General features: G+C 61.9%; 14 protein-coding genes (1 of these 14 only partly in view). 11 read left to right on the forward strand and 3 right to left on the reverse strand.

The genetic code is table 11. The features are described 5' to 3' along the window. Positions 1-666, reverse strand: the 5' portion of a protein-coding gene (locus tag B384_RS17505; RefSeq protein WP_237715213.1) for a saccharopine dehydrogenase family protein. Its footprint begins 159 nt before the window's first position; only the first 666 of its 825 coding nucleotides appear in the window; the start codon lies at positions 664-666; its stop codon lies off the left edge, out of view. Positions 667-820: 154 nt separating this feature from the next. Here B384_RS17505 and B384_RS20445 point away from each other — a divergent pair, with 154 nt between their 5' ends. The 6 genes from B384_RS20445 to B384_RS0102750 all read left to right on the forward strand — a co-directional run bounded on the left by B384_RS20445 (position 821) and on the right by B384_RS0102750 (position 6369). Further along, positions 821-1252, forward strand: a complete 432-nt coding sequence (locus B384_RS20445) for a hypothetical protein (RefSeq protein ID WP_024476880.1) — start codon at positions 821-823, stop codon at positions 1250-1252. Then, the gene (locus B384_RS0102725) at positions 1249-1566 is read left to right on the forward strand and encodes a hypothetical protein (RefSeq protein WP_019481612.1); all 318 of its coding nucleotides are present in this window, start codon (positions 1249-1251) and stop codon (positions 1564-1566) included. Before B384_RS20445 ends, B384_RS0102725 begins: the two co-directional genes overlap by 4 nt. A 132-nt stretch (positions 1567-1698) precedes the next feature. Continuing rightward, positions 1699-3168, forward strand: coding sequence for an MGDG synthase family glycosyltransferase (locus tag B384_RS0102730; RefSeq protein WP_024476881.1), 1470 nt, complete (start codon positions 1699-1701; stop codon positions 3166-3168). A 474-nt stretch (positions 3169-3642) separates the two neighbouring features. After that, positions 3643-4080 carry a hypothetical protein gene (locus B384_RS20975; protein ID WP_019481615.1) on the forward strand — a complete coding sequence of 146 codons (438 nt, stop codon included), beginning with the start codon at positions 3643-3645 and terminating at the stop codon, positions 4078-4080. A 173-nt stretch (positions 4081-4253) separates the two neighbouring features. Beyond that, positions 4254-5954 carry a glycosyl hydrolase family 18 protein gene (locus B384_RS0102745; protein ID WP_202802708.1) on the forward strand — a complete coding sequence of 567 codons (1701 nt, stop codon included), beginning with the start codon at positions 4254-4256 and terminating at the stop codon, positions 5952-5954. A 76-nt stretch (positions 5955-6030) separates the two neighbouring features. After that, positions 6031-6369, forward strand: coding sequence for a YciI family protein (locus B384_RS0102750; protein WP_024476883.1), 339 nt, complete (start codon positions 6031-6033; stop codon positions 6367-6369). On the opposite strand, the gene B384_RS0102755 is transcribed toward B384_RS0102750, so the two are convergent. Further along, positions 6366-7844, reverse strand: coding sequence for an S-layer homology domain-containing protein (locus B384_RS0102755; protein WP_019481618.1), 1479 nt, complete (start codon positions 7842-7844; stop codon positions 6366-6368). The genes B384_RS0102750 and B384_RS0102755 overlap by 4 nt on opposite strands. A 432-nt stretch (positions 7845-8276) precedes the next feature. Here B384_RS0102755 and B384_RS0102760 point away from each other — a divergent pair, with 432 nt between their 5' ends. The 3 genes from B384_RS0102760 to B384_RS17515 all read left to right on the forward strand — a co-directional run bounded on the left by B384_RS0102760 (position 8277) and on the right by B384_RS17515 (position 12856). Next, the gene (locus B384_RS0102760; RefSeq protein WP_019481619.1) at positions 8277-10055 is read left to right on the forward strand and encodes an ABC transporter family substrate-binding protein; all 1779 of its coding nucleotides are present in this window, start codon (positions 8277-8279) and stop codon (positions 10053-10055) included. A 213-nt stretch (positions 10056-10268) separates the two neighbouring features. Continuing rightward, positions 10269-11810, forward strand: coding sequence for an ABC transporter permease (locus B384_RS0102765; protein ID WP_019481620.1), 1542 nt, complete (start codon positions 10269-10271; stop codon positions 11808-11810). Continuing rightward, positions 11807-12856, forward strand: a complete 1050-nt coding sequence (locus B384_RS17515; protein ID WP_019481621.1) for an ABC transporter permease — start codon at positions 11807-11809, stop codon at positions 12854-12856. The genes B384_RS0102765 and B384_RS17515 overlap by 4 nt, the downstream gene beginning before the upstream one ends. Positions 12857-12920: 64 nt before the next feature. On the opposite strand, the gene B384_RS0102775 is transcribed toward B384_RS17515, so the two are convergent. Beyond that, a complete protein-coding gene (locus B384_RS0102775) occupies positions 12921-13550 on the reverse strand; it encodes a PH domain-containing protein (protein WP_019481622.1) in 630 nt (209 codons plus the stop codon). Between the two features lie 80 nt (positions 13551-13630). On the opposite strand from B384_RS0102775, the gene B384_RS0102780 reads away from it, so the two are divergent. Together B384_RS0102780 and B384_RS0102785 are read left to right on the forward strand one after the other, a co-directional pair. Continuing rightward, positions 13631-15454, forward strand: coding sequence for an ABC transporter ATP-binding protein (locus tag B384_RS0102780; RefSeq protein ID WP_019481623.1), 1824 nt, complete (start codon positions 13631-13633; stop codon positions 15452-15454). Between the two features lie 188 nt (positions 15455-15642). Then, positions 15643-17427 (forward strand): BCCT family transporter, encoded by a 1785-nt coding sequence (locus B384_RS0102785; protein WP_019481624.1) that lies wholly within the window; start codon positions 15643-15645, stop codon positions 17425-17427. The last annotated feature ends 9 nt before the right edge of the window (positions 17428-17436 follow it).

The following is a 17436-nucleotide window of genomic DNA, read 5'->3' on the forward strand; positions in this document are numbered from 1 at the left end:
CCGGGTCGCTGGCTCCGCCGTCCGGTCCGGACTGAGGCAGTAGGGATCACCCGCGAGCGATCGCAGCACAGGGTCCGCCCGCACACCGTCCAACTGCCCACGCATCGACTCGATGGTGCCGCCGCTAAAGCCGCCCTTCGCCCTGGCGACGAGCTGAACCTCGGTCAGGCCACCCGCACCATCGGCCTCCGCAGCTTGGTGCAGGAGGAGAACCGCGAGATCCGACGGGACGGAATCGTAGCCGCACGCATGGACAATCCGTGCACCTGTAGTCCTCGCCAGAGCGTCCCAACGGTCGATAGCTTCACGGACGAATGACACCTCGCCCGTCAAGTCCCCGTAGTGGGTGCCGGCGCGGGCACACGCCTCGACAACCGGCAGCCCATACTTCGCGTAGGGACCCACCGTGGTGAAGAGAACACTGGTACTCGCGGCCAGCGCCGCGAGGGAGTCAGGGCGCCCCGAATCGGCCTCGATAAGGGCCCAGTCCTGCGCGGCGACGGGCAGCCTGGACCGTACGGCCTCGAGCTTCTCTTTCGACCTCCCCGCGAGTCCCACACGCAGGTCCGGTGGAGCGTGGTTCGCAAGATATTCTGCGATCAGTTCACCGACGAAGCCGGTCGCACCGAAGAGGACGATGTCGTGGTCGCGTGCTGGGGCCTCCATGCTTGCAGTCTTCCACAGCAGAGGCCGAACCAGCACCGGGAAGCGCCTTCCCTCCTGTAGTTGAAGCGCTCCCGTCACCCCGAAACCAGATCACCGATCATCACTGGCCCGGTCAGCTCACTCATCAAGCTCCGTATCTCAGCAAGGAGTTGTGATGACCGTTGCGCCCAAGACCAGGAGGGCGCATGGGTGGGCCATCACCTTGCCTGGTAGCTCTGGCGCCGGCGGGGACTTTTGGCCCTGTCCGGCGAAGCGGATGCAAGAGAACCTGTTGTCTCCGGACCGCGTCGGATCATCGAACGCCATAAAAAGCGTTCTTCGACGCGGAAGCGAGGAGGCAAATCAACATGCGGGCGAAATCGCCATGGGACAGCTGATTCTCAGTCGCGGCCGATCCGTCAAAGTGGGTCTGGCCGGTGCCATCGTCTTCTTGAATGCGATTAAACCGTTGGGAATCTGGACGCTGCCCAAGCTTGTGCTTACTGGTGGCCTGGCATGGCTGCTGAAAGAGGAGTACCCGACGAGTGTGTGGCATTCACTTCGTTCACCCTCGCATCGCAAAGTCATTCAAGGAACAGTTCCATGAAGCTGGCGAAGGAGGAGCTCACCGTTGCCCTTGAGGATATCGGGGGCACGTCATGGTGGGCGAGCATCCTGACAACGCTCGGGTCCCAATACGGAAGCACTCATCTGCGGTTCGTGGGGCAAGTCGACGGAAAGACCCGTTACAAGAGCTCGACGTTCCCTTCAGCAAGGTCGGTCACCCCAGTGTCACCCGAGGAGAGCTGGTCCCCGGGAATGAACGCAGCATTGGCAGAACTGAAGCGGGATCTGGCAAGGGACGGCTGGAAACAAGTCTCAGGGGACCAGGACCCCAGCTCCCTCCGGTACGAGCGTTAACGACATGTCATCCCGCAGATGATCAGGAAAGGGTAACCGCGGCGACCGGGGGAGGGAGTTTCGCCTCAGCGTCTAATCGCTGAGGCAGGTGGACCTAATAATTCTCAGGGGTAGGGCTGCTAGCCTCGCATCATGCGCAAGACACCGGCACGAGGATCTCACACCCATGGAGGGGAACGCATTCTGATCCTGTCCGCAGGGGTGGGAGCGGGCCACAACAGCGCCGCGGCGGCGCTACAGCAGGAGTGCGCAGGACGGTCCGACATCGCCGACGTTCAGGTCTTGGACGTGCTGCAGGTCAGTAGCGTGCTGTACCGTGCGCTGCTGGCCAAAGGCTACTTCGTGCTGGTCGAGGGCCTGCCATGGCTGGTGGATTGGGGTTATGACCTAAGCGATCCGCCATACCGGCGCCGCGGCCCAATCGACCCTTGGACAAGGGCGAACGCCGTTCCGGTGATCAGTGAGATCAAGCGATTCCGGCCGACCGCTATCGTGTGCACGCATTTCCTGCCAGCCCAGCTCCTGGCGTCGGTGCTCCTTCGCGGTGTAACTGACGCGAAGACCGCTGTGGTGACCACGGACTACGACTTCCAGGGTCTGTGGCTTCCCGGCGCGTTCCACTCGCTGTTCGTGGCCAGGGAGGAGGCAAGGATCGAGTTGATGGCGCTCGGCCTTCCTTCCGACCGAGTGGCAGCCACGGGCATCCCGATCGCCAAACAGGTCGATGGGGTGCCCGAGCCCGCGCCCGATACCAATGAACCCCCCATGCTGCTGATCTCGGCGGGCGCCACCGGCGGCGACTATGCGGTCTCGGTAGTGCGGCAGACGATGCACATGCGCTCGCCGTTCACGGCCACGATCATCTGCGGACGCAACGATGCTCTGCGCCATCGCATCGAGCAGCTGGTGGCTCCCGCTGGCGAGCGTTACCGCGTGCTCGGTTTCACGGAGGAGATGCCGCACCTGCTGCGCCGTGCCGACCTGTTCGTGGGCAAGCCCGGCGGGCTGTCGGCGTCGGAGTGCATGGCTGCAGGGCTGCCCATGGTGCTGGTGAACCCCATTCCGGGGCAAGAGGTTCGCAACGGCGACTACCTGATGGAGCAGGGGGCAGCCGTACGCTGCAACACAGCCGCGACGATCGGCTGGAAGATCGACGAGGTGCTGCGCGAGCCGGGCCGGCTGCAGCGGATGCAGGCGGCGGCACGGAGAATCGGCCGCCCTGACGCCGCCGCGGACGTGCTGACCGGTCTGCTGGAAGGGCCGTCACGTCCGCTGATCGTCACCCGCGCAGCGCAGAAGACAATTCTCGCCGCGAGCGGGCAGCGCATCGTGGCCACCGATCTGACCGGGCCATCCGCGCTGGTACGGCTTATCGACTCGGCCGCGGGAAGCACCGTCGCGCTGCTGCAAGCCGAGGAGTTGGGTGATCTCCAGAAGCGGTACACGACCCCGGACGGAGGCCTGGTACTGCGGCGGGGCCAGGCGCGTCTGTGGCTCCGGTGGGAGGCGCGGCGGTTGCTCCGAGCCCTGCTGCGGAGCGATAAGGCGCTGCCTGTCCGGGTCGAGGGCCTGTCAAAATCCCCGGCCATTCCACCCGAATGACGGGAAGAACGCGACCCCCTATCGGCCCCGGGTGGCGAACCGTCCTGGCCAGCAAGGAAAATTTCTCGTTGGTGCATCAGCTACTGACGGTGCCCACGGGAGCATTGAACCCTCAACGCCGGACTAAAGTCCCTATTCCTAGCGAACCCTTGGGAGTAGCTTTCAAAGTGCGGCCCCGCGACGGGGCGAGGCCGCACCCAAGGGGGCATCATGACCAGGCTTTCGGCATTCAGTGTATTGGGGCTCTCCAGTCTCATCGTGCTCACAGGCTGTTTCGGTCCACCGGCCGCCGCCCCGACGAGCAGCCCCGCGGCGCCAACGACGACAGCAAGCCCGTCCGTTACGCCCACTCCGAGTACGCCCACTCCGAGTACGCCCGCTCCGGGTACGTCCTCGCCGAGCACACCTTCGGCCGCCCCTACTTCCACAGCTGCTGTGCCGCCGTCCTCCGCCCCCGCAAGCCCTCCAGAGACGGTGGAACCAACGCCGACGGGACTTCCGGAGCAAGTCGCTCCGCTGACCATCTACTATGTCGCGGTCGACGATAACGGCGTTTCAGGACCGAGGATCGGCTGCGGTGACAGTCTGATCGCCACGACCACGGGCCCGGTCCGATTCACGGACCAGGTGGGTCCCAGCATGGAGGCCCTGCTCGCGAACAAGAGTCGCGACGTTGGCTTGTCGGGGCTCGTGAATGTGTTGTACCAGTCAGACCTCACCTATGTCGGCGGCGAGCTGAACGGCAATACCATCACGATCTGGCTCACCGGGCAGTTCATGCTCGGGGGTGTCTGCGACATACCGCGCGCACAGGCGCAGCTGGAATACACCGCCATGACCGCTGCCGGTGCCACAAGTGCCCGCGTGTTCGTCAACAACCGCCCGATTGACGAGGTGCTCAGCCTGAAATAGGGCGAGACGTGGTAGCTGAGACACGACTACCTGGCCCCCTGGGGTGGGTTCGAGAGGATCCCAGGCCTTCCTGACTGACCGGTGGGCGGTAGCCAGCAAGCTTCATACCGTAGCCTAGAAGAGCCGCTGTCAGCCGGTGTTGGTCTCATCTGCCGGAGGAAAGAATGAAAAGAGTGCGCCCGCGTCCTATGCTGCGAATCGGCGTTCTGACGGTCGTCGCACTGCTGGTCACTAGCGGCGTCGTCTCCTGCTCGGTCCAGAAGTCATCGGAGGGGAGCGGCTCCGATGACTCCGCTACCACTCCGGCCCGCATCAACGGCTACCGGAGCGTCGGCTATTTCCCCCAGTGGGGCGTCTATGGGCGACAATTCCCCATGAAGGCTCTTCAGGACTCTGGGGCGGCCGGAAATCTGAGTCACATCAACTACGCCTTCGGGAACATCCATCACGAGACGCTGACATGCTTCGAGGCAAACAAGGCTCAGGGGAGCGGCCCGGACGGTTCCGACGGTGCCTCCGATGCATGGGCGGACTACGGCATGGCCTACGACGCCGATGCCTCCATTGCCGGAACCGGGGACACACCAGAGCAACCGCTGGCCGGATCCTTCAATCAGCTCCGGCAGCTGAAGGCTGCCAACCCGGGCCTGCGTGCGGTGATCTCCCTCGGTGGCTGGACCTGGTCGAAGAACTTCTCGCGTGCCGCGGCGACCGATGAATCCCGCAAGGCCCTCGTCGCCTCCTGCATCGACCTCTACATCAAGGGCAACCTCCCGATGATCGAGGGCAGGGGAGGGGACGGTGCTGCGGCCGGTATCTTCGACGGCATCGACATCGACTGGGAATGGCCGGGTACCGATAAAGGGCTCGAGGGAAACGGCGTGGACACCGAAAACGACGCCGAGAACTTCCGGCTGCTGCTGCAGGAATTCCGGGAGCAACTCGATGCGCAGGGGGCGAGCACGGGTGCCTCCTATTCCCTGAGCGCCTTCCTTCCAGCAAATCCCGAGGTGATCGAGGCCGGCGGCTGGAACGACCCCGCACTCTTTGACTACCTCGACTTCGGAAATATTCAGGGTTACGACCTGTGGGGCACGTGGGAACCGGGCCTGACCGGCCATCAGGGAAACCTCTTCGACGATCCGGAAGATCCACGCCCAGACGGCGAGCGTTTCTCGGTGGACCGGACCGTCAGCGCCTATCTCGATGCCGGAATCGACCCGGCCCAACTCGGCCTCGGGCTCGCAGCGTTCGGCAGGGGCTGGATGGGTGCTGACTCGGCGGAGCCTTGGGGTGAAGCCACCGGACCTGCGCCGGGCGGCGAAGAGCCCGGCCTGGAGGATTACGATGAGCTGCTCGAGGTCGGCGAGGAGTTCACCGACACGACCCTCGGCGCGGCCTGGCGGTTCGACGGCGACAAGTGGTGGAGCTACGACAACCCCGAAACCGTGCGTCTCAAGAGCGACTACATTCTGGAGAAGGGGCTTGGCGGTGGCATGTGGTGGGACCTGGCAGGTAACCGGGACGGTTCGCTCTTCGCTGTGCTGTCCGATCAGTTGCGCGAGACTCCCCAGGGTCCTGCCCGCGACAGGGTGATACCCGAAACCACGGTTCAGCCACCCAGTTCGCCAACACTCACCCCCGGCACAGCCACCCCCGGGGCAACGACGGCGGATGTCCCACCGGCAGCCGAACCCTCCTTGTCGGCCCAGGAGGCAGCGGACGCCGAACCCGTGGTGTGGGAAGAAGGCGCGGTGTACACCGAGGGCCGTCGCGTGATCTTCGAAGACAAGGTGTACCGGACGCAGTGGTGGACCAGGGGCGATGTTCCCGGCACCGAGCAATGGGGGCCGTGGCGGCCGGTGGACGGCTGACCGCCATCGGCCGGGCAGCGCTTCTGAAAGATCGCAGACCATTGCCGTCGCACCCAATCACGGCCATCATCGAGTCATGACCAAATATCTCATCTCTTTCCCGAGCGAAGCGATGGTAGTCACGGAGGATGAGTTCCCCGCCGTCGTCGCCGCCTCCCACGCTGTGATCAAGGACGCCAAGGCCGCCGGCGTGTATGTGTTCGGGGGTGGGATCAACGAGAGCATCGATCCAGTGCTGATCTCTCCCGACGGCGCGGCGAGCAGCACGATCTACCCGAGCAGTGAACTCACGGGCGGGTTCACAGTGCTCGAGTTGCCCACGCGCGACGACGCCGTCGAGTGGGCGAGGAGGATCGCGGTGTCCTGCCGTTGTTCTCAGGAGCTCCGCGAGTTCATGTATGACCCGGACAGCTAGCGGGCGCCGGCAACGTTGTCCTTGGTGTTGTTGGTGACTATCCGCAGCAGAGGACGAAGTTTCGCCCAGTCATTCTTGAGGGCTCTGACCTGTGTCTGGTTTGCTGCTGGCTCCGCGTAGAGGGTGACCCCGCTGGAGCGGACTAGGACATGCCCGCCATATTGCTGTAACGCCTCAGCGAGCGCATAGCCCTCGGGCGACAGTCCAAGCGTGCCCAGGTTGGTGCCTTGAGGCAGGGCAAGCATCGAGCCCATCGGGATATTGCCCGTATAAACGCGCGCTGAATCACCGTCCTCTCGCCGGGCAGGCCAGACGCCGGTGCCGTTGTTGACACTTTTAAGCTGCGCGTTGTCGATACCGATCGCGAGGCTGTGGTTGATGTCGAGGTTCTTGAGTTCGTCCTTCCGGATCAGGCCATGGAGATGGCTGATTCCAGAAGCCCGCGCTCCGGCCGTCATTCCCTCGCCGCGAATGTCGGTTTTCACGAGATAGCGGGCTGTCCACTCAGTCGCAGATATCCGTTGCATGCCCCAAGCCTCGTAGGCGGTTCGGGCGTCGGGCTGGATGATCGACATATGTTGGTCGGTCCCACCCGTGGTGGTTGCGTTGAGCGGGATCCTGATGGAGTGGGTGCCGCCGGCGTCGGCACGCACAGTGGCGACCGGATCGCTTTGCGAGGCCTGTTGAACCGAGATGGACCAACGTTCGCTGTTGACGTTGGTGCCGCCGACGCGAAAGGTTGAGTGTCGCGGGTCCGAAGCGCTGGCGAATCTGATCGCAGGCCCCACCCGGGTATTGGAGAACGCAGAGGTGCTGAAAGGGAAGAGCCTGAAATCCCTTGTCACGGGTATCAAGGGCAAGCTGTGGTCGGGCGGCAGTTGGGAGGCGGTCCGGTACATAAAGGCCGCCATCGCGTCGCGGTTGACGGCTTGCAGCGGCTTGAAGACGTTGCCCGGGTACCCGGTAGAGATTCCGGTGGTAGCCATCCAGCTGATTTCCTTATGAAACCCGACGCCGACCGGAACATCACCGAATGCTGCAGCCCGTGGGGGTGTGAACTGGGGGCTGACGGCGAATCGGTAGAGGAAGGCCGCCATTGCATCCCGCTGGACTGGTTGCAACGGTCTAAATGTCCCATCGGACCAGCCGGTTGTGATCCCGGAGGAAGCCAGCCAGTGAATCTCCTTGAAGAACTGCGATCCCAGGGGGACGTCGACGAATCTCGATTGGTTGGGCGAGGCGAACGCAGGGTTGCCTGCCAGGCGGTAGAGGAAGGCCGCCATCGCATCCCGGTTGACGGGCTGTCTCGGCTTGAACGTTCCGTCCGCATAGCCAGTGGAGATTTTATGGGTTGCCAGCCAGGAGATTTCGGAATGAAACGGTGTGCCTGGTGGAACGTCGCTGAAAGCAGATGCCGACGTAGCTGGCGGGGGAGCGATGAGGGTGCCAGCTACTACTACGAGGGCGCACACCATGAGTAAGGCAGATCTGATCAGCAACAAGCGGGTCTCCAAGGCAGAAGGTGCGTAACGAGGATCCGCTTCGCGAGAGTGAGCTGAAGTCGTGCCGCGACCGGAAGGACTGCGGCGGGTAGCCGACCAAGCTCATGTTGTTGGTAGCGTATCTTCGCGTTTGCCGCCCGATGAGTGTCCAGCGGGTTTCCTGCACAAAAGCTGGGCCAATAATGTTGATCGGCGACTGCTGGGAAATCGCTGAATGAACGCTGGGAAACAAATTTGGTTGCATCTCGGTAACAACACGGTTGCGATGAGTGTTAGGACACCTGACCGCAACAATTAGCACTTAGGCTTCTACTCATGTGAGGCACGCCACTCCTCCCGGAGTGGCGTGTCAGCTCTTTGTAAAACCACATGGGGCTCTATCCAGAACACGAAATAGGAGGCGGAATGCGTTTCGGACGTACTTCCAAAGCTGTGGGAGTCGCGGCAATCGCTGCACTTGCACTCAGCGCCTGCGCCAGCACTGACAGTGGCGACGGCAATTCTGACCCAGACGCGAGCGGCGACACCGGCGCCTCAAGTGGCGGAGTAGTAAGTGTTGCCGAGGTAAACCCGTTTACCTCGTTCAACTCAGACAGCGCCACAGGCAACGTCGATATCAACGGCAAGGTCAGCTACCTGACCAAGTCGGGGTTCAACTACATCAACGACCAGCTTGAGGTTGTTCCGAGGGAAGAGTTCGGATCCTACGAAGTAGTTTCCGAAGATCCTCTGACCGTCACCTACACCGTCAACGAGGGTGTCGCCTGGTCCGACGGCGAGCCGATCGACGGCGGAGATCTCCTGTTCTCCTGGGCCGTCAGCTCGGGCTACTTTGACGACGCCGACGCCGAGGCAGAAACCGGCGCCACGTACTTCGCAGCAGCCAGCACCGCTGGCCTGGACCTGTCACTGCTCCCCGAATTGGGCGAAGATGGCCGTTCCATCACCATCGAGTACACCGAGCCCTACGCTGACTGGGAAATCGCCTACGGCGTGATCGACACCCCAGCCCACGTTGTCGCAACCCAGGCCGGACTTGCAGACGAAGCTGCCCTGATCGAACTCATCCAGAACACCCCCGAAGGTGATCCGGAGAATCCTCAGGAACGTCCCGACCTTCAGCCAGTCGCTGACATCTGGAACACTGCCTTCGACACCACCACCCTTCCTGACGATCCAGCCATGTACCTGTCCAGCGGACCGTACATCGTTGACTCGATGACTCCTGACCAGTCGATGACCCTGGTCAAGAACGAGGACTACAACTGGGGCCCCGAGACCCAGCTCGACGAAATCACCATCCGCTACATCGGTGACGCCACTGCTCAGGTCCAGGGCCTGCAGAACGGCGACGTCGACGTCATCCAGCCACAGGCATCAGCTGACACTCTCGCGTCGCTCGAAGCCATTGACGGCGTCAACATCTTCGAAGGTGACGAGCTCTCCTTCGATCACCTTGACCTCAACTACAGCGGTGTCTTCGAAGACGAGAACGTTCGCAAGGCGTTCATGAAGACGATTCCTCGCGACGCGATCGTTGCGTCAACCATTGCCCAGCTGGATCCAGAAGCTGACCACCGCGACTCGCACATCTTCGACGTCGGCACCCCCGGCTACGAGGCAGCGACTCCCGTCAACGGTTCAGAAGAGTATGACGAAGTTGACATCGAAGGTGCCACCGAGCTCCTTGATGGTGCAACTCCTGAGGTCCGCATCATGTACAGCGTCGACAACCCCAACCGGGTTGACGCTTACACCCTCATCGCCGAAAGCGCTGAGCAGGCTGGTTTCCAGGTTGTTGACGGCGGACTCCCCGGCAACGAGTGGGGTTCAGCTCTGGGTACCGGCACCTACGACGCAGTCATCTTCGGCTGGGTCAGCACCGGCGTCGGCGTCACCGGAGTTCCACAGCTGTACGGCTGCGGTTCCGCATCCAACTTCAGCGGATTCTGCGATGAAGAAGCTCAGGCCGCTATGGACGAGCTGATCGTCACCACTGATGAAGCCGAGCAGCAGGAGCTGCAGACCATCGTCGATACTCGCCTGTTCGACACCGGCTATGGCCTGCCTCTGTTCCAGTCGATCGGTATCAACGCTGCCAGTGATTCCATCGAAGGCGTCGGCTTCAGCCCGACCCAAGAGGGTATCTGGTGGAACTTCTGGGAATGGACAGTTGCTGAGTAACTCGGCCACACCCATTATCTAGCGCGCTAGACACGAAAGCGCTGGGGCCGGCCTTGCTGGCCCCAGCGCTTTCTAGCGCCTGCACTACCCTCGAATTGCGCATCCGCGGGAAGCGATTGGGATCTCCCAAATATCGGCTGCCTGTTTGGTGCATTACACTCTTGCCACAACGCCGGGTGATCCCCGGAACCTTAACATTGAGGTTTAAACACTATGGTGACCTACATCGTCCGGCGCTTAGTTGCCGCCGTGCTCATCCTGTTGGGCGCGTCCTTCATCGTCTACATGCTGACCGCATTCTCAGGCGATCCACTGGCGGATCTGCGCGAGAGCAACGTCCCCAATCGGGATACGCTCATCCAGCTTCGGACAGACCTGCTGAGTCTCGACGTCCCCGCCCCTATCCGGTACTTCGAATGGCTCGGTGGGGCAGCCAGCTGCCTGATCCCCTTCGCGGCCACCTGCGACCTCGGCAGCAGCATCGCCGGAATTGAAGTAACCCAGCTGCTCGCCAGGGCGATGGGCCAGACCATCCTCCTCGTCACCGGCGCCACCGTCCTCGCCATCCTGATCGGCATTTCGCTCGGCATCATCACCGCCCTTCGCCAATACAGCGGGCTCGACTACGGTGTCACCTTCATGGCGTTCCTCTTCTTCTCCCTCCCGATCTTCTGGGTGGTGGTCCTGCTGAAGGAGTATGGAGCGATCGGCTTCAATACGTTCCTTGCCGATCCGAACATTTCCCTTACATCGATCCTGATCATCAGCCTGGTCTCGGCCTTCATCTGGTATCTGGTCGCCCGCGGGACTTTGCAGAAGCGTCTCATCGCAGCGGCGGCCGGGTTCGCCTTTGCAGCAGTCATTCTTTTCTTCCTCGACCTCACCCAGTGGTTCCTCGAACCAGGCTTCGGCCCCGTCGTGATTGCCATTGCAGGCGTCGGCATTGCCTACGGAGTCACCCTCCTGACCGCAGGGCTGAAGAACCGCAAGGCGCTCTACTCTGCACTAATCACCGTGGGCATCGGCATGATTGCCTACTTCACTATGCAGCCACTACTCGACCTGGCGACCCCACTGATGATCGTCCTGCTGGCCATCGCTACCGTGCTGGTCGGCGTCGCTGTCGGGTACTTCATGGGTGGCTACGACCGCCGGCAGAGCATGAACGCTGCGGGGCTCACCGCCTTCCTCATGGGTTTCACCATCCTCCTGGATCGGTTCATGCAGTCCTGGCCCCTCTACTCGGACAACAGCAGGATCCGGGGCAGGCCAATTGCCACCCTGGGTTCCTCCACCCCGAACCTTGAGGGTGACTTCTGGATCATGGGCATCGATACCTTTACCCACCTCCTGCTCCCCACCATTGCATTGATGCTGATCTCCTTGGCTGGCTACAGCCGCTATTCAAGGGCCTCGATGCTCGAGATCATGAACCAGGACTACATCCGCACGGCACGGGCCAAGGGCCTGGGGGAGCGCACAGTTGTGATGCGTCACGCGTTCCGGAACGCACTGATCCCGCTGGCCACCCTCGTCGCCTTTGACATCGGTGGCCTGATTGGTGGGGCGATCATCACCGAACAGGTCTTTGCCTTTAGCGGTATGGGCCAGCTGTTCATTGGTGCGTTGGGCCGCGTTGACCCGAATCCCATCATGGGAGTCTTCCTGATTACCGGCATCCTAGCCCTTGTCTTCAACCTCGTTGCAGACCTGGCCTACTCGGTACTTGACCCACGAGTGAGGGTAAAAGCATGAGCACCAGAGCAGAGAACAAACAGAAGCCGACCCCGAAGAAGGACGACTCGCTTGGCCTGAGCCAGGGGCAGATCGTTCGCAAACGGTTCTTCGGTAATACGGCCGCGGTAGTCAGCATGGTGGTATTTTTCTTCGTCGTGATCATGGCCTTCACCTCTATCGGTTACGCGGGCATCCCGGGCTGGTGGAAGTGGAACTATGTACAGACACTGCCCCTCGCCACACCCAACGGCGCACCGACCTGGGTGCTGCCGTTCGATTTCGGCGATCACCCCTTCGGCCAGGACCGGGTGGGACGCGACCTCTTCGCCATGACCATGCGCGGCACCCAGCTGTCGCTGATCATCATGTTCATCATCGGGATCCTGGGCGGCATCCTCGGAGTGATCATCGGAGGCGTATCAGGATATTTCCGTGGCTGGGTCGAAGCGGTACTCATGCGATTCACCGACACCATCATTGTGATTCCCCTGATCATCCTCGCCGCCGTCCTCGGTAGCGTGGGCAACAACCTCACCGGCAGTGGCACCTTCCTGCGCTCCATCATGGGCGGCAGCGCGGGAGTGATTCTGCTTGGCGTTTTCGTGGGGCTGATCATCTGGACCGGACTGGCACGCCTGGTACGCGGTGAATTTCTTTCCCTCCGCGAACGCGAGTTTGTCGACGCGGCACGTATCGCAGGCGCCTCAGACACCCGGATCATCTTCAAGCACATCCTGCCCAACGCTGTGGGAGTGATCATCGTCAACACCACCCTGGTGATGGCCTCAGCGATCCTGCTCGAATCCGCGCTGTCCTTCCTTGGCCTGGGTGTCAGGGCTCCGGATATTTCCCTGGGCAGCCTGATCAGCGACAACCAGCAGGCATTCAACACCCGGCCGTGGTTGTTCTGGTGGCCAGGTCTCTTCATCATCATGATCTGTCTGTCGATCAACTTCATCGGTGATGGGCTGCGGGATGCTTTCGATCCACGTCAGAAGAAGTTCAACGCCAAGAAGGCAGTGCACTCTGGCGATATCTCCGATCCCAACCGCCCCGAGGCTTAAAGTGCCGAAGCACATGGTCGAGCCGGTGGGCGGGGCAGCGGTACTGCCGCGTCGCGCCCACCGGTTAGACCAGGGAGAAGGCAATCAGGTTGGCGGCGAGCAGGGCGACTGCGCATCCGATCAGAACCCAATGGATGCGGGTCACCGCGGCAGTGGTTTCTGTAGCGTCGGCGTCAACCAGTCCGCCGTCGACCAGAGCTGCCCAATGAGTTCGAACCAGGAAGGCTGCCGCTCCCGAGTCGGTATTCTTCAGATCTCCCGGTCGAATGGACTGGGCCGGACCGTAGCTGGATTCGGGGAGCCCCTGGACATGCTCGGGCTTGCCGCGGTGCGTACCCCAGACCCCCGGTGCCGGCGCAGCCCACGCGGTGTGGCTGCCGCGGACGGTCACGAGGGTGAGGGCAAACTTCGTGTCAACGTGGATCAATGCGGCCCACGGCACCGAGATGGATCGCAGTGGATTGTTGAGCGTCACGGCGTCGTCGGCAATCACCACGGACGGATACCAGAACAGCAACCAGCCAAAGTAGGCCAGGGCGAGCAGCGGCCACGCGGAAATCAACCCGTCAACGCCGTCGCCAGCCACCGACAGGGCAATACCAATCCCGGCCAGTACCCACGTCAGACCTGCAAACCACTTGCCAAATCTTGGCTTGAAGATGACGGGACTGGCTACATCACTCGGGCTATTCATACCCATATAGTTTCAGGATTCCGGGCCAGTCCACTAATCACCAGAATGTGGCAGGCCACGGGCGGAAGGAAAGCAGAATCATGACCGACGGCGTCATCGAAAATTCGGAAACAGGCCAGACACCCGAGGGCGAGGTTCCTGTACTCCAGGTCAAAGGCTTGAGCGTCGACTATGGCGTTGACAAGGTCTGGGTTCCTGCAGCCATCGACCTGAACTATGAGGTCAAGGCCGGCGAGGTGCTCGCTATCGTGGGCGAGTCGGGATCGGGCAAAAGCGCAAGCTCCATGTCACTTTTGGGATTGCTCCCTGAAAACAGCCGCACCACGGGCAGCGTCAAGCTCAACGGCAGGGAAATCCTTGGGCTGACCGGAAGCAAACTTCGTCAGGTCCGTGGCCGCGATGTAGCGGTCATTTTCCAGGAACCCATGACGGCGATGAACCCGGTGTACACCATTGGGTTCCAGATCGTCGAAACCATCCGCCTGCACAACGAGATCTCCCCCGACGAAGCTAAAGAGCGGGCGTTGAAGCTGCTCGACATGGTGGAACTTCCCGACCCTGAGAAGGCGTTCAAGTCCTACCCGCACCAGCTGTCTGGAGGGCAGCGCCAACGGGCAATGATCGCCCAGTCGCTCTCCTGCGATCCGAAGCTACTCATCGCCGACGAACCCACAACCGCGCTGGACGTGACGGTTCAGGCCGAAATCCTCGACCTGATGCGAAATCTGCGCAACAAGCTCAACAGTGCCATCGTATTGATCACCCATGACATGGGCGTGGTCGCCGACCTCGCCGACCACATCGTGGTGATGAGCAAGGGCCGGATCGTTGAAGCGGGGACCTCCGCGCAGATTTTCCATAACCCGCAGCACGAGTACACGAGGAAACTACTGGCGGCAGTGCCTCACCTGGGGCAGGGCGGTTCCGAGACCGATGAAGTAGATGTCACCGCGGCACTTGCAGCCGCCACCGGTACCGAGCTCAGAAACGTCGACCAGGACGAGCTGATGCGGCGCGAACGTGAGAACCAGGCCCGGCTCGAAGAAGCAGAACGTGCCGCTGACACATCGCGGGGAGCCGCAGTCCTGCAGCTCACCGATGTGGCCATTGAGTACCCCAAACAGGGCAGAGTGCCCGCCTTCAGGGCAGTCGAAGGCGCGAACCTTGCCATTTACCCGGGAGAAATTCTCGGCCTGGTAGGCGAATCAGGGTCAGGGAAGACAACCATCGGGCGCGCCGCAGTTGGTTTGTTGCCCGTCGCCGCGGGGTCACTAACCGTCACCGGCAAGGAAATCTCGAATGCCACCCGCAAGGAACTGTTCGAGCTGCGCCGCAACGTGGGGATGGTTTTCCAGGATCCTTCCTCCTCCCTGAACCCCCGCCTGCCGTTGGGCGAGAGCATCGGCGAACCGATGTACCTGGCGAAAGTGGCTAAGGGCGCCGATCTGCAGAAGCGGATCGAGACCCTCCTCGACCAGGTGGAGCTGCCGCGCGCTTACCGCAACCGTTACCCACACGAGCTGTCGGGTGGGCAGAAACAACGGGTCGGTATTGCTCGCGCACTGTCCCTGAAACCGAAACTCCTCGTCGCTGATGAGCCGACCTCCGCGCTCGATGTGTCGGTGCAGGCCACCGTGTTGGAACTGCTGAAGAACCTGCAGCAGGAGCTCGGCTTCGCCTGCCTGTTCGTCACCCATGACCTCGCCGTCGTCGACCTCATGTCCGACCGGATCTGCGTGATGCGACGCGGGAGGATTGTGGAGCAGGGGACCAGAGACCAGATCCTTCGGCGGCCCCAGGATCCCTACACTCAGCGGCTCCTTGCAGCGGTTCCCTTGCCGAATCCGGAGAAGCAGCGCGAACGCCGCGAGCTACGGGCGAAGCTCCTCGCGTCAGCCGAGTAGCGGCCCCCGTTGACCAGGAACGACGGCGACCTATCCCTTCCGCGGATGGGTTGCCGTCGTTCCTGCGTTAAGGCGGCCTTGTGCATTGGGACCGGTCCTTCTGTAGGCTAGGTGAGGCCTTACTGCCTATGCAGAGGCTTGTCAATAGTCATTCTCACTTTTTTCAAGAAGCATGAGGAGTTACCCGAATGTCCCTCAGGTCCGGAAATCCGGCAACCGATAGTCCACCCGGCGAGCGAGACGGCCACCCTACCGAAGGGAAACCGATCGCGGCCTCACGGCTGTCCAAAGCGGTGTTCATTCCGGCCGCTGCACTGATCGTGGTGTTCGTGGGCTTCGCCCTCATCTTCCCCTCCACAGCCGCCGAAGTCATCGGTGACATCCAGACGAATGTCATTCGTGGGTTCGGCTGGTATTACGTGGCCATCGTCGCCATGTTCGTCGTCTTTTCGCTCTGGGTCGGCCTGAGTCGCTTCGGCGACATCCGTCTTGGTAAGGACGAGGACCGGCCCGAGTTCTCGCTGATGTCCTGGTTCGCGCTGCTCTTTGCCGCTGGCATGGGTATTGGCCTGGTCTTCTGGGGTGTCGCGGAGCCGCTGAACCACTTCGCCGCTCCACCGCCCGGGACCGAAGGCACCGGTATTGAGCTTGCCCAGCAGGCCCTGACGCAGACTTTCCTCCACTGGGGTCTCCACGCCTGGAGTATTTACGTAGTCGTAGGCCTGGCTATTGCCTATGCGGTGCACCGCCGCGGTCGCCCGATCTCCATTCGCTGGACCCTCGAACCTCTTCTGGGCGACAAGGTAAAGGGCAAATGGGGCGACGCTGTTGACATCATCGCCCTGGTTGGCACTCTGTTCGGTGTCGCTACCTCGCTGGGGCTCGGCGTTCTCCAGATGTCGGCGGGGCTCGACACCGCCAACATCATGGAAGCAACCAAGTTCACCCAGGTTGGTCTCATCCTGTGCATCACGGCCTTGACCCTGGTCTCAGTGATCTCAGGTGTAGGCAAGGGCATGAAATGGCTGTCCAACACCAACCTGGTGCTCGCCGGCATGCTGTTACTCTTCATTCTTTTCACCGGACCAACGCTGTTCCTGCTTCGCGAGTTCGTTCAGTCCATCGGTAACTACCTGCAGAACGTTGTGGGTCTGACCTTCGACACTCTCGCCTTTGCCGGAGCCGACGGCGAAGCCTGGCAGTCGGCCTGGACCACCTTCTACTGGGGCTGGTGGATTTCCTGGGCCCCGTTCGTAGGCATCTTCATCGCCCGCATTTCCAAGGGCCGTACCGTGCGCGAATTCGTTGCCGGCGTGCTGCTCGTTCCGACGTTGCTGACCTTCCTCTGGTTCTCGGTACTCGGCGGATCAGCCCTCTACCGCGAGCTGTTCGGCAACGGCGGTCTGGTCGGGGAAGACGGTGCGGTGGATACCAACAACGCGCTGTTCGGGCTCCTGACTGAGCTGCCCGGCGGGCCGATCCTGTTGATCGGGGCGATCATCCTGATCGCTATCTTCTTCATCACCTCGGCGGACTCCGGAGCCCTGGTGATGAGCATGATCTCAACCGGCGGGCACCCCAACCCCAAGCACTGGATCCGGGCGTTCTGGGCTGTTGCCGCCGCTACGGTAGCAATCTCCCTCCTCCTGGTCGGCGATGATGGGCTGGCCTCCATTCAGACGGCGGCCATCCTGACTGCGCTGCCGTTCAGTGTGGTGATGATCTTCATGTGCATTGCCACGGTCAAGGCATTCCACGAGGAGCATCAGGAGTTCCTGCGTGCCCAGCGGCGCCAGGCACGCATAGCTGTGGCTGATCAGGTCAACGACCATGTGAGCGAACACATGTCTGATCGGATGGATCAGCAGATCCAGGATCAGCTGGCGGATTACCACATCGAGGAAGCTCCACGAGGGGCAGCCGGAAGTTCGGGCGCCAGGCGCTGGAAGCTTTCCCGCTCCAAAAAGTCCTAGCACTCTAAC

Source organism: Arthrobacter sp. TB 23, assembly GCF_000294595.1.
Lineage (GTDB): Bacteria > Actinomycetota > Actinomycetes > Actinomycetales > Micrococcaceae > Arthrobacter_D.

What these genes read in the sequence shown, in the direction of transcription:
- B384_RS20445 (WP_024476880.1), top strand. Translation starts at nt 821, where the DNA reads ATGACCGTTGCGCCCAAGACCAGGAGGGCGCATGGGTGGGCCATCACC.
- B384_RS0102725 (WP_019481612.1), top strand. Translation starts at nt 1,249, where the DNA reads ATGAAGCTGGCGAAGGAGGAGCTCACCGTTGCCCTTGAGGATATCGGG.
- B384_RS0102730 (WP_024476881.1), top strand. Translation starts at nt 1,699, where the DNA reads ATGCGCAAGACACCGGCACGAGGATCTCACACCCATGGAGGGGAACGC.
- B384_RS0102750 (WP_024476883.1), top strand. Translation starts at nt 6,031, where the DNA reads ATGACCAAATATCTCATCTCTTTCCCGAGCGAAGCGATGGTAGTCACG.
- B384_RS0102755 (WP_019481618.1), bottom strand. Translation starts at nt 7,844, where the DNA reads ATGGTGTGCGCCCTCGTAGTAGTAGCTGGCACCCTCATCGCTCCCCCG.
- B384_RS0102760 (WP_019481619.1), top strand. Translation starts at nt 8,277, where the DNA reads ATGCGTTTCGGACGTACTTCCAAAGCTGTGGGAGTCGCGGCAATCGCT.
- B384_RS0102765 (WP_019481620.1), top strand. Translation starts at nt 10,269, where the DNA reads ATGGTGACCTACATCGTCCGGCGCTTAGTTGCCGCCGTGCTCATCCTG.
- B384_RS17515 (WP_019481621.1), top strand. Translation starts at nt 11,807, where the DNA reads ATGAGCACCAGAGCAGAGAACAAACAGAAGCCGACCCCGAAGAAGGAC.
- B384_RS0102775 (WP_019481622.1), bottom strand. Translation starts at nt 13,550, where the DNA reads ATGAATAGCCCGAGTGATGTAGCCAGTCCCGTCATCTTCAAGCCAAGA.
- B384_RS0102780 (WP_019481623.1), top strand. Translation starts at nt 13,631, where the DNA reads ATGACCGACGGCGTCATCGAAAATTCGGAAACAGGCCAGACACCCGAG.
- B384_RS0102785 (WP_019481624.1), top strand. Translation starts at nt 15,643, where the DNA reads ATGTCCCTCAGGTCCGGAAATCCGGCAACCGATAGTCCACCCGGCGAG.